The sequence below is a fragment of the Streptomyces stoeckheimensis genome (genome assembly GCF_045822005.1).
Classification (GTDB): Bacteria; Actinomycetota; Actinomycetes; order Streptomycetales; family Streptomycetaceae; genus Streptomyces; species Streptomyces stoeckheimensis.
This window is the reverse complement of sequence record NZ_CP169550.1, coordinates 6590708-6602708: the sequence shown is the minus strand read 5'-3', so window position 1 is coordinate 6602708 and position 12001 is coordinate 6590708. Positions and strand designations below refer to the sequence as shown.

The following is a 12001-nucleotide window of genomic DNA, read 5'->3' as shown; positions in this document are numbered from 1 at the left end:
TACTGCATAGTGTCTCACTCCCTGCGCGGTCAGCCTACGGCTCCGCCGATCCAGGTTCCCAGGATGTACGTCACACCCGCGGCCGCGCCACCCAGGACGAGCTGACGCAGTCCGCTGTACCACCAGGACCGGGCCGTGACCCGGGAAACCACCGCGCCGCAGGCGAAGAGACCCACCAGCGCCGCCAGCACCGCGGGCCACAGGAGCGTCGCACCGAGCAGGTAGGGCAGCAGCGGGATCACCGCGCCGAGCGCGAAGGACCCGAAGGAGGAGACGGCCGCGACCATCGGCGACGGCAGGTCGTCCGGGTCGATCCCGAGCTCCTCGCGGGCGTGGATCTCGAGCGCCTGCTCCGGGTCGCGGGAGAGCTGCATGGCCACCTCGCGGGCCAGCGCCGGCTCGACGCCGCGCGAGACGTACAGCTCGGCCAGCTCTTCCATCTCGTCGATGGGGTGCTTGCGCAACTGCTGGCGCTCTATGTCAAGTTCGGCGAGCACGAGCTCGCGCTGCGAGGCGACCGAGGTGTACTCCCCCGCCGCCATGGAGAAGGCGCCGGCGGCGAGGCCGGCCAGGCCGGTGACCACGACGACGTGCGGGGCGACGGCGCCGCCGGCCACGCCGGTCATCAGGGCGAGGTTGGAGACGAGCCCGTCCATCGCGCCGAAGACCGCCGGGCGCAGCCATCCGCCGTTGACGTCACGGTGGGTGTGGTTGTCGCGGTGGGCGGTGTGGAGCGGCGCTTCGATATCAATGATGGACATGCCGACTATCTCCCCTTTTGTACGAGTGGGTGCACAGAGCTGTGCCATGGACGACGCGCGGACACCCACTCCCCCTGAACACCTCGAAACTACGCACGATTTTTGCCCTCCGCCAGCAAGGAAGGCCGTACTTACCTGGGGTTTTGGGCCTCGGCGACCGGGTGACGACGACCCGCGGCGGGTGTTTCGCGACGAGCGACAAACCACATGCCATGGCACAAATCCCCCAAGGGCTCAATATGAGTCCCATCAAGTGGAGAGGCGCGCCATGGAGCTGATTGCATGCAATCCGCAGGTCCTCCTCGAACGGGCCCGGGGCGCTCTTCTCGGACTCGCGGTGGGTGACGCGCTGGGCGCCCCCGCGGAGAACATGAAGCCGTCGGAGATCCGGGCCAAGTGGGGCCGGATCGAGGGCTTCGTCTCGGACGACCCGGCGGGCACGGACGATACGGAGTACGCGATCTTCTCGGGCCTGCTGCTGGCCCGCCACGGATCGGCACTGACGGTCGCCCACGTCGAACGGGCGTGGCACCACTGGATCGCGGACCTGGACGAAGGCCCGTTCCGCGGTGCGGGCTTCTCGGAACGCGGCACCCTGGAGAACCTCCGGCGGGGCCTGGCGGCCCCGATCTCCGCCCAGCACCGGCACGCCTGGTCGGACGGTCTGGCCATGCGGGCGGCCCCCTTCGGGGTCTTCGCGGCGGGCCGGCCCGCCGAAGCCGCCCGGCTGGTCGCCATCGACGGCTGCGTCAGCCACGACGGCGAGGGCATCTACGGCGGCCAGGCCGTCGCCGCCGGGGTCGCGGCGGCGATGGCCGGAGGCTCGGCCGCCTCCGTCATCTCGGCGGCCCTCTCCGTCATCCCGTCGGACTCCTGGACGGCCCGCTCCCTGCGCCGGGCCGTGACGGCCGCCCCGCGCGGCGAGCGGGCGGTCCGCTCGGCGGTGGTCATCGGCGGCTACCCCTGGACGGACCTGGCCCCGGAAGCGGTCGGCCTGGCCTTCGGGGCGTTCGCCGCGTGCCGCGGCGACTTCCCCTCCTCCGTCCTCATGGCGGTCAACATGGGCCGCGACGCGGACACCACGGCGGCCGTGGCGGGCGCGCTCGCCGGAGCGCTGTCCGGCGCCCCCGCCATCCCGGCCGCCTGGTCCTCGGTGATCGGCCCGGTCCGCGGTAGCTGCCTCCCCTCGATGCGCGGCTACCACGTCCTGGACATCGCGGACCTCCTCACCCCGGAAACCGAGACCCCCCGATGACCCTGACCCCCACCACCCCCTCCCCGACGGACCGCCCCCGACACCCGGACACCCCACCACAGGAACCCACCCCCCTGACGGACCTGGCCCCGCAGGACACCCTGGAAGCCGTCCACCCGAACGGGACCGGGCCCACCCCGCGGGACGACACCCCGGCCGGGCGGGACCCGGGGCACGACACCCGGACCGAGCCGACCCCGGGCGCCGGGACGAAGTCCGCCGCCGCACGCGGTGCAGCCGCGCCGGGGGCGGCCGACGGCCGGGAGGCGCCCGGGGAGCCCGGGGAGCCCGGCGGTCCCACCACCGCGGCCGGGCGGCCCGAGCCCGCGTTCGGGGCCACCGGCACACCGGTGCCCGAGTTCCTTCGCACCGCGACCGGAGTACGGGGCCACGCCGCGCCCGCGGAGGCGTCGGCCCCGACCGCGCCGGCCCGGGGGCCAGGGGGCCTGCCCCCGAGCACCGCGACCCGGGTACGGGGCCACGCCCCGGCCGTGCCGGTCCGGGGGCCCGGGGGCCTGCCCCCGGTTTCGGGAAGGGGCGGGTGCGGGGAGAGTCCCCCCGCCCCGGAGCCGCCCCCCGCCGGGCACGACGCCCCGCTGCGCACGCAGTCCCGTACCGCCGATGCGGTGGACGCCCCGGGCCGGGGAACTCCAGGCCACACCCCGCCCCTCAACGGGAGCACCTCCGCCCGCAGCACCCCCGCGCCCGACACCGCGCGGCCCCGCACCGCCCCGGCAGAAGCCCGGACCACCCCCGGAACCGACACCCCGGCAGAGACCACCCCCGGCACGCTCACCATCCCGCCGGGAACCTGGACCGCCCCCGGCCCGCTCACCACTCCCCGGGACGCGCAGCCCCGGACGGCTCTGGTAGCGGCCATCACCCAGGCCGCCCCCGGGGAAGCCGCCCCCGGCCCGCTCGCCGCCCCGCCGCGCCCGGCCCCGGCCCCGGCCGGACTCGCCGCCCCTCGGGACGCGCAGCCCCGTACGGCTCCGGCCGCGCCCGCCCCCCAGGCGGCCCCCGAGGCCGCCCCCACGGGCCCCCGCCGGATCGAGGGGCTGCTCCTCGGGCTCGCCGCGGGCGACGCCGCCGGGTGGCCCGCGGCCCGCCACCGGGCCAGCCGCATGCCCGAGTGGACCCGCCGCCTCACCCGCGAGCTCGACACCTTCGCGGAGCAGAACGCGACCACCACCCTCCCCGTCCCCATCGCCCTCAACCAGCCCCCGGAACCGCTCCGCCTCGGCCCCTCCGACGACGCCGAGTGGGCGGCCTTCGCCGCCGAGTCCGTGCTCACCGCCGCCGGCGTGCTGCTCAGCGACCTCTCCCGGTCCCGCCGCATGCGCGCCGCCATCGACCTCGCCTGGAACGCCCTGGCCAGCGAGGTCGCCGCGGCCGCGGAACGCGCGCCCGAGGTGGAGTCCGCCGTCCTCCCGCTCCGCGCCCGGATCTCCGTCCGCGCCGGCCTCGGCAACCTCGCCGCCGGCCTGCGTCCGCCCGCCACCGGCCACGACAACCCGCACTACTTCGACGACGCCGCCTGCATCCGGGCCTGCGTCCTCGCCGTCGTGCATCCCGGGGATCCCGACGCCGCCGCGGACCTCGCCGAGTTCGACGCCCGCTACACCCAGGACGGGGACGGGGTCCACGGCGCCCGCGCCATGGCCGCCGCCATCGCCACCGCCCTCGCGGGCACCGGCACCTGCACCGCCTCCGACACCGACGCCGCCGTCGACGCCGCCCTCGCACAGCTCCCGGAGTCCACCGAGATCGGCCGCAACGCCCGGCACGCGGTGAAGCTCGCCCGCGCCGAGACGACCGGCGGAGCCTTCGCCATCGTCCCGCTCCTGGAGCACCAGATCGTCGACCACGTCTACAGCTACGGGATCGCCGCCGCGGAAACCGTCCCCGTGGCCCTCGCCCTCGCCACCGCCGCCCGCGGCCGGGTCTGCGAGGCGGTCCCGGCCGCCGCCTGCCTGTCGCGCGTCGCGGACTCCGCCCCCGCCCTCGCCGGTGCGCTGACCGGCGCCCTCGGCGGCGGCGACTCGCTCCCCGCCGCCTGGCGCGAAGCGTGCCGCACCCTCTCCGGCTGCGCCCTCCCCCGCCTGGCGGGCACCGACCTCGTCGAACTGGCCGCGCTGCTCACCCGTACGGAACTCACCTCACCCAAGCCCCAAGGAAAGCCCCGGACATGACGACCACGACCCCAGTGGACCCCACCCCCCACACCACCTCGCCCACCCCCGACGGCAACGCCCCCTCCCCCACCCTCGACGACCGGATCACCGGCACCCTCGTCGGCGCGGCCGTCGGCGACGCGCTCGGCGGCCCGGTGGAGGGCTGGACCCCGGAACAGATCGTGGAGCGGCACGGCGGCCGGGTGCGCGGCATCGTCGGCCCGTGGCACGAGGACTGGCGTACGGCCCGCCCGATCGCCCCGTACCACAAGGGCGACGGCCACGTCACCGACGACACCCTGATGACGCACGCGCTGGTCCGGGTCTACGAGGCCGTACGGGACCACCTGGACGCGTACGCGATCGCCGAGCACCTGGTCCCGGACCTGATGACGATCCCCCGCTGGATCCCGGAACTGGAGGCGGACGCCCTCCCCCTCCAGCGGATCTTCCTCGCCGAGAAGTGGATCGTGACCCGGCTGCACTACGCGCACGCGGACCCGCGGGAGGCGGGCAACGGCAACATCGTCAACTGCGGCGCGGCGATGTACATGGCGCCGGTCGGCCTCGTCAACGCCGGCAATCCGGCCGGGGCGTACGCGGAGGCGCTGGACGTCACCGGCGCGCACCAGTCCTCGTACGGGCGGGAGGCGGCGGGCGTGTTCGCGGCGGCGGTGGCGGCGGCGTGCGTGCCGGGTGCGACGGCGGCCTCGGTCGTCGAGACGGCCCTCTCCCTGGCCAAGGACGGCACCCGCGCGGCCATCGCGGCGGTCTGCGAAGTGGCCGCCCGCCACCGGGACTTCGAGTCGGCGCTGGCCCCCCTGCGGGCTGCGGTCGCCCCGTACGACTCGGTCGGCCCGGACTACCGCGCGCCGTCCCTGGGCGCACGGCGCCCCTCGCGCCTGCACTCCATCGAGGAACTCCCGGTGGCGCTGGGCATGTTGCTCGTCGCCGACGGCTGCTACGAGACCTCCGTGCTCGGCGCGGTCAACTACGGCCGCGACTGCGACTCCATCGCGACCATGGCCGGTGCGATCGCGGGCGCCCTGTCGGGCGGGGCGGCGGTCCCGCCCGCCTGGGCGGACCGGGTCGCGGAGGCCAGCCGCCTGGACCTGCACGCACCGGCAGCGGCCCTGGCCTCGGTCACCCGCGAGGTCTTCGCCCGCGACCGAGCCCGCCGCCACACCCACGAAGCCGCCTTCGCCACCCTGACGGCCCCCCGATGACCCCGCCCCGCCCGGCACCCCCACCGGCACCCCCACCGGCGCCCCCTTCCCGGGCCACGCACCCGGCCCCGGGCACCGGGACCGAGCCCGACGTCCGGCCTGCGGCCGGAGCCGGGGCAGGGGCCGGGGCCGACGCCGGTGTCCGGACCGGGGCCGTCCGGCTCACCTGGGTCCAGCCCGAGGATCTGGTCGGGCACGAGTTCCGGCAGGCCGCCGAGGACGGCCGCGGGGAGGCCGCGGAGCCGCTGCTGCGCGTCTGGCTCGCCGCGGGCGGCCACCTCGCCCCCGCCCGGGCGGGCGCCTCCCCGACCCCGGCCCCGCCGGAGCTCCGCGCCCTGGCGACCGACCTCCTGACGGCCCTGGCGGCCCTCCCGCACCCCGCCCCCGACACGGAACGGGCCCCCTGGGCAAGCCCCGACACGACCGGCTCCGACACCCCGGGGTCCAGGGGCCTGCCGCTGCCCCTGGTTTCGGGAAGGGGCGGGGTGGTGGAACCCTCCCCCGGGCCCGGCTCCCGGCCGAGGTGTGGGCTCGGCTCCGCAAGCCCGGCCCCCACGGACGCCGACGCCGGAGGCGACCCCGCCCTGCGCCGCAGGCTGGAGGCCGCATGGCTCGGGCGTGCCGTGGGGTGCGTGCTCGGGAAGCCCGTGGAGAAGTTGCCGCTGCACGGGATCCGGGCCCTGGCCCGGGCCGCCGGGAACTGGCCCCTGACCGACTGGTTCACCGAACGCGGCGTACCACCGGAGGTCCTGGCCGCCCACCCCTGGAACCGCCGCTCCGCACCCACCTCCCTCGCCGAGAACATCGACGGCACCCCCGAGGACGACGACCTCAACTACCCCCTCCTCGGTCTGCTCCTCCTCCAGCGCCACGGCAAGGGCTTCACCACCGCCGACGTCGGCCGGCTCTGGCTCGACGAGCTCCCGGCCGGCCGTACGTTCACGGCCGAGCGGGTCGCGTACCGCAACCTGCTCCTCGGGCTGGAGCCCCCGCTCACCGCCACCCACCACAACCCCTTCCGCGAGTGGATCGGCGCCCTCATCCGCGCCGACGTCCACGGCTGGACCAACCCGGGCGACCCGGCCGCCGCCGCGGCCCAGGCGCACCGGGACGCCGCCCTCACCCACACCGGCAACGGCGCCCACGCCGCCGCGTTCGTGGCCGCCGCCACCGCCGCCGCGGCCACCGGCCGGGCCGACGTGCACACCGCGCTGCGGGCCGGGCTGGCCGTCGTACCGCCGCGTTCCCGCCTCGCCGAGGCCGTCCGCTTCGGCATCCGTACGGCCGTGGACGCACGCGCCACCGACACCGGCTTCGATACCGTCGTGGACCTGCTCCACGCCCGCTACGGCCACTACCACTGGGTCCACGCCGTGCCCAACACCGCCGTGATCGCCGCCGCCCTCACGCACGCCGACGGGGACTTCACCCGCTCCGTCTGCCGCGCCGTGTCCGGCGGCTGGGACACCGACTCCAACGGCGCCACCGCCGGCGCCCTCGCCGGGCTGGTCGCCGGCTCCCCCGACGGGATCCCGGACCGCTGGACGGCCCCGCTGAAGAACCGCCTCGCCACCACCGTCCCCGGCTTCGACGGCATCGGCTTCGACACCCTCGCCCACCTCACCGCACAGGAGGCAGCCCGCTCATGACGGCCATCGCCGTGCTCGGCAGTACCAATATGGACCTCGTCGCCTACGTGGCCAAGGCCCCCCGCCTCGGGGAGACCGTCACCGGCCGCGACTTCCGCACCGTCCCCGGCGGAAAGGGCGCCAACCAGGCCGTCGCCGCCGCCCGTTCGGGCGCGGAGGTGGTGATGATCGGGGCGGTCGGGGCCGACGAGTTCGGCGTACGGCTGCGCTCCGCACTCGCCGGTGCCGGGGTCGGGACGGCGGCCCTGCGCACCGTCGAGGGCGCCAGCGGCACCGCGCACATCACCGTGGACGACGAGGGGGGCAACAGCATCGTCGTCATCCCCGGCGCCAACGCCCTCGTCACCTCCCTGGAACCGGGCGACGCCGCCCGCATCGGCGCCGCGGACTCCCTGCTCCTCCAGCTCGAACTGCCCCTGGAGGCCGTGCTCGCCGGCGCCCTCGCCGCCCGCGCCCACGGCGTACGGACCGTCCTCACCCCGGCCCCCGCCCAACCGCTGCCGGCCGAACTCCTCGCCGCCACCGATCTGTTGGTGCCCAACGAGCACGAGGCCGCCGCGCTCACCGGGCTCACCGACGTCCACCTGGCCGCGGCGGCCCTGCTCCAGGACGTGCCGGAGGTGGTCGTCACCCTCGGCGCCGCCGGGGTCCTGTACGCCGCCCGCGGACGCGAGCCGCTGGCCGTGCCCGCGCCGCGGGTACGGGCCGTGGACACCACCGCCGCCGGAGACACCTTCGTCGGTGCGCTCGCCGTGGCCCTGGGCGAGGGCCGGCCGATGCCCGCGGCCCTGCGGTGGGCCTCGGCGGCCGCCGCCCTGTCCGTACAGCGCCCCGGCGCCCAGGACTCGATGCCGACCCGCGCCCAGACCGACGCCTTCGCCCTGTCCGGGCGGAAACCGGAGCCCGGGCCGCCACCCGCACCCGGCGCCCGAACCGGCCCGGATCGGGCCGAAGCCCCGGGCGACGGATCCCGGCCCCCGGCGGGAGGCGCCTCATGAGCGCCACCGGCGCGGGCCCTGCCCGGGCAGGCGCGGGCACCGGCCCCATCGCTGGCGGGCCCGGTCCCGAGCCCTGGCCCGGTCCCACCCCGGCCAACGCCCGGCCAGGGCAAGGGCCCCTGCGAGGACTCCGCGTCCTCGACCTCGCCACCCTCTTCGCCGGTCCCCTCGCCGCCACCCTCCTCGGCGACTTCGGCGCCGAGGTCGTCAAGGTCGAGCACCCGACCCGCCCCGACCCCTCCCGCGGCCACGGCCCCGCCAAGGACGGCATCGGCCTCTGGTGGAAGCTGCTCGGCCGCAACAAGCGGACGATGACCCTCGATCTGTCCGCTCCCGGCGGCCGGGACACCCTGCTGCGCCTGGTCGCCACCGCCGACGTGGTGATCGAGAACTTCCGCCCGGGAACCCTGGAGCGCTGGGGCCTGGGCTGGCCCGAGCTGTCCGCCGCGAACCCGCGGCTGATCCTGACCCGCGTGACGGCCTTCGGCCAGGAGGGCCCGTACGCCCACCGCCCCGGCTTCGGCACCCTCGCGGAGGCGATGAGCGGCTTCGCGGCGATCACCGGGGAGCCGGAGGGGTCGCCGACCCTGCCGCCCTTCGGGCTCGCGGACTCGATCGCCGCGCTGACCACCGCGTACGCCGTGATGGCGGCGCTCGCCGGGCGCGACCGCACCGGGCACGGGCAGGTGGTGGACCTGGCGATCATCGAGCCGATCCTGACCGTCCTCGGACCGCACCCGCTCTGGTACGACCAGCTCGGCTACGTCCAGCCGCGCACGGGCAACCGTTCCACGAACAACGCGCCGCGCAACACGTACCGCAGTCTGGACGGCCGCTGGCTGGCGGTCTCCACCTCCGCCCAGTCCATCGCCGAGCGCGTGATGCGGCTCGTGGGGCGGCCGGAGCTGATCTCCGAGCCCTGGTTCGCGTCGGGTTCCGGCCGGGCCGGTCACGCGGACGTGCTCGACGAGGCGGTCGGCGGCTGGATCGCCCGCCACAAGGCGGACGAGGTGACGGCCGCCTTCGAGGAGGCCGAGGCCGCGGTCGCGCTGGTCTACGACGTACGGGACGTCATGGCCGATCCGCAGTACGCGGCCCTGGACACGATCACCGAGGTCGCGGACCCGGAACTGGGCCCGATCCGCATGCAGAACGTCCTCTTCCGGCTCTCGCAGACCCCTGGCTCCATCCGCTGGGCGGGCCGCCCGCACGGCGCGGACACCGATGCCGTCCTCACCGAACTCGGCCTCTCCCCGGCCGAGATCACTGCTCTCCGCACGGAGGGGGCCCTGTGATCCTGACCTGGCTCTACGTACCCGGTGACCGCCCCGAGGTGGTGCTCAAGGCCCTGCACGCCGGGGCCGACGCCGTCATCGTGGACCTGGAGGACGCGGTGTCTGCCTCCCGCAAGGAGTACGCCCGCGCCGCCACCGCCGAGCTGCTCGGCGACCGGCACCCGGTGCCGGTCCACGTCCGCGTCAACGCCCTTGACTCCCCGTGGGGCGTCGCCGACCTCAGCGCCCTCGGCGGGCTCCACGGCCTCGCCGGGCTGCGCCTGCCCAAGATCTCCTCCCCGGAGCAGATCGTCTCCACCGCCGACCGCACCCCCGGGGTGGCCCTGTACGCCCTGCTGGAGTCGGCGATCGGCGTGGAACGGGCCTACGAGATCGCCCGCGCGCACCCCGCCCTGCGCGGCCTGTCCCTGGGCGAGGCCGACCTGCGGGCCGACCTGGGCGTCACCGCGGAGTCGGGCCTGGACTGGCCGCGCTCCCGGGTGGTGGTCGCGGCCCGCGCGGCCGGGCTCGCGCCTCCGGCCCAGTCGGTGTTCCCCGACATCCGGAACCTGGAGGCACTGGCGGCCTCCTGCGCCCGGGGCCGCGCCCTCGGCTTCCTGGGCCGTGCGGCGATCCATCCGCGCCAGCTCCCGGTGATCGAGCGAGCCTACCTGCCCGACCCGGCGGAGGTCAGCGCAGCCGAGGAGATCGTGGCCGCGGCCCGCCGCACCCCGGGCGCGGTGGCCCTGCCCGACGGCCGCTTCGTCGACCCGGCGATGCTGGCGGGCGCGGAGCGGATCGTGGCCCTGTCCCGCCGGGACGCCCCGGTACTCTCCTGATCAACGAAGCGCTGGCGCGCTGAGTCGGGGGTGTTCCGATGGCGGTACTGAACGTGCACGAGAGGATCCTGCGGGCGGACGGGGAGCGGGTCGGCGAACTGGTCGACTCGCTGGCCTCCGGGGCCGACGACCGGCTCTGGCCGCACGGGAGCTGGCCGGCGATGCGGCTCGACCCGTCCCTTTCGGTCGGGGCGAGGGGCGGTCACGGACCGATCCGGTACACCGTGTCGGCCTACGAGCCGGGGGTGCGGGCCCGCTTCGAGTTCACCGGACCGCGCGGTTTCGTCGGCTACCACGAGTTCACCGTCCGGCCGCTGGAGGACGGGGAGCGCACGCTGCTGCGCCACACCCTCGCGATGACCACGCACGGTCCGGCGCGGGTCAGCTGGCCGCTGGTGTTCCGGTGGCTGCACGACGCGCTCGCCGAGGACGCCCTCGACCGCGCCGAACTGGCCTGCTCCGGTACGGTCGCGCGGCCCGCGCGCTGGAGTCCGTACGTCCGTCTCCTGCGCGGGGTGATCACGCGGCTGCCGCGCCGCTGAACGGGAAACGGGAGGGGCGCCGCGCGGTGTGCGCGGCGCCCCTCCCGTTTCGACCGGAATCCCGGGTCAGAGCTTCTTGGCCCCGGGGGCCTCCGCCTTGGCGTCCTTCGGCTCGGCGTCCTTCTCCGGCTCGGCGTCGGCCTCGACAGCGCCCTCGGCTTCGGCGTCCTTGGCCTTGCCGTCCTCGGCCGGGGTCTCCCCGTCCTTGGCGCCGGCACCGGCGTCGGGTTCGACGATCTCCTCGCGGCCCGGCCGCAGCTTCGCAGACAGCACCAGGTACACCACTGCGAGCACGAAGACGACGATCGAGGTCCAGACGTTGAGCCGCAGGCCGAGGATGTGGTGGGCCTCGTCGACCCGCATGTACTCGATCCAGCCGCGCCCCACGCAGTACGCGGCGACGTACAGCGCGAACGCCCGCCCGTGTCCGAGGGTGAAGCGGCGGTCGGCCCAGATCACCAGCAGGGCGACACCGACGCACCAGAGGGACTCGTAGAGGAAGGTCGGGTGGTAGGTCCCGGCGACCCGGTTCGGGCCGTCGGTGATCTCCACCGCCCACGGCAGATCGGTGGCGCGGCCGTACAGCTCCTGGTTGAACCAGTTGCCCCAGCGTCCGCAGGCCTGGGCCAGCGCGATGCCGGGGGCCAGGGCGTCGGCCCAGGCCGGCAGCGGGATGCCGCGCCGGCGACAGCCGATCCAGGCACCGACCGCGCCGAGCGCGATGGCGCCCCAGATGCCGAGGCCGCCTTCCCAGATCTTGAAGGCGTCGACCCAGTCGCGGCCCTCGCCGAAGTAGAGCTGGTAGTCGGTGATCACGTGGTAGAGGCGACCGCCGACCAGGCCGAACGGCACGGCCCACACGGCGATGTCCGCGACCGTGCCCGGCTTACCGCCGCGCGCGACCCAGCGCTTGTTGCCGAGCCAGACGGCGACGAAGACGCCGATGATGATGCAGAACGCGTAGCCGCGCAGCGGGATCGGTCCGAGATGGAGCACGCCCGTCGACGGACTGGGAATGAAGGCAAGGTTCATGGCAAGACCCGACGCTACCTTGCCGGACGGTGGTGACCGCAACCCGCCCGGCAAGCTGCTCCCGAATCGAGACTGCCCTCAGTGGTTCATGGGCATCCCGGCGTGCTCCGGGGAGGCGTCCTCGGAGCCCGATCCGCTCGTGGCCGACCGGCCCGCCGAGCGTGCCGACGGCGACGAGGAGGAGGCCGAGGGCGTGGCCGAGCGGCCGGAGGAGGCCTTCCCCGAGCCCGCCGCCGAGGCCGAGGCGGACG

The 12001-nt window shown here is 75.8% G+C and carries 10 protein-coding genes; 8 read left to right on the top strand and 2 right to left on the bottom strand.

What is annotated here, in order from left to right:
• Nucleotides 1–29 precede the first annotated feature (29 nt).
• Complete coding sequence (locus ACE1OC_RS29890; RefSeq protein WP_250743816.1) at nt 30–761, bottom strand: VIT1/CCC1 transporter family protein; 732 nt, start codon at nt 759–761, stop codon at nt 30–32.
• Between the two features lie 268 nt (nt 762–1029).
• Here ACE1OC_RS29890 and ACE1OC_RS29885 point away from each other — a divergent pair, with 268 nt between their 5' ends.
• The 8 genes from ACE1OC_RS29885 to ACE1OC_RS29850 all read left to right on the top strand — a co-directional run bounded on the left by ACE1OC_RS29885 (nt 1030) and on the right by ACE1OC_RS29850 (nt 10718).
• Nucleotides 1030–2016 (top strand): ADP-ribosylglycohydrolase family protein, encoded by a 987-nt coding sequence (locus tag ACE1OC_RS29885; protein ID WP_250743815.1) that lies wholly within the window; start codon nt 1030–1032, stop codon nt 2014–2016.
• An 878-nt stretch (nt 2017–2894) separates the two neighbouring features.
• Nucleotides 2895–4208: an ADP-ribosylglycohydrolase family protein gene (locus ACE1OC_RS29880; protein WP_407841718.1), complete on the top strand. Its 1314-nt coding sequence runs from the start codon at nt 2895–2897 to the stop codon at nt 4206–4208.
• The gene (locus tag ACE1OC_RS29875) at nt 4205–5416 is read left to right on the top strand and encodes an ADP-ribosylglycohydrolase family protein (RefSeq protein WP_407839617.1); all 1212 of its coding nucleotides are present in this window, start codon (nt 4205–4207) and stop codon (nt 5414–5416) included. Before ACE1OC_RS29880 ends, ACE1OC_RS29875 begins: the two co-directional genes overlap by 4 nt.
• Nucleotides 5413–7065 carry an ADP-ribosylglycohydrolase family protein gene (locus ACE1OC_RS29870; protein WP_407839616.1) on the top strand — a complete coding sequence of 551 codons (1653 nt, stop codon included), beginning with the start codon at nt 5413–5415 and terminating at the stop codon, nt 7063–7065. The genes ACE1OC_RS29875 and ACE1OC_RS29870 overlap by 4 nt, the downstream gene beginning before the upstream one ends.
• A complete protein-coding gene (rbsK, locus tag ACE1OC_RS29865) occupies nt 7062–8063 on the top strand; it encodes a ribokinase (RefSeq protein WP_407839615.1) in 1002 nt (333 codons plus the stop codon). The genes ACE1OC_RS29870 and rbsK overlap by 4 nt, the downstream gene beginning before the upstream one ends.
• On the top strand, nt 8060–9358 hold the full coding sequence (locus ACE1OC_RS29860) for a CaiB/BaiF CoA transferase family protein (protein ID WP_407839613.1): 1299 nt from the start codon (nt 8060–8062) through the stop codon (nt 9356–9358). The genes rbsK and ACE1OC_RS29860 overlap by 4 nt, the downstream gene beginning before the upstream one ends.
• The gene (locus ACE1OC_RS29855; protein WP_407839612.1) at nt 9355–10176 is read left to right on the top strand and encodes an HpcH/HpaI aldolase/citrate lyase family protein; all 822 of its coding nucleotides are present in this window, start codon (nt 9355–9357) and stop codon (nt 10174–10176) included. Before ACE1OC_RS29860 ends, ACE1OC_RS29855 begins: the two co-directional genes overlap by 4 nt.
• A 38-nt stretch (nt 10177–10214) precedes the next feature.
• Nucleotides 10215–10718, top strand: a complete 504-nt coding sequence (locus ACE1OC_RS29850; protein ID WP_407839611.1) for an SRPBCC family protein — start codon at nt 10215–10217, stop codon at nt 10716–10718.
• Between the two features lie 66 nt (nt 10719–10784).
• Here ACE1OC_RS29850 and lgt read toward each other — a convergent pair whose 3' ends face one another.
• The gene (gene lgt, locus ACE1OC_RS29845; protein WP_407839610.1) at nt 10785–11750 is read right to left on the bottom strand and encodes a prolipoprotein diacylglyceryl transferase; all 966 of its coding nucleotides are present in this window, start codon (nt 11748–11750) and stop codon (nt 10785–10787) included.
• Nucleotides 11751–12001: the final 251 nt, after the last annotated feature.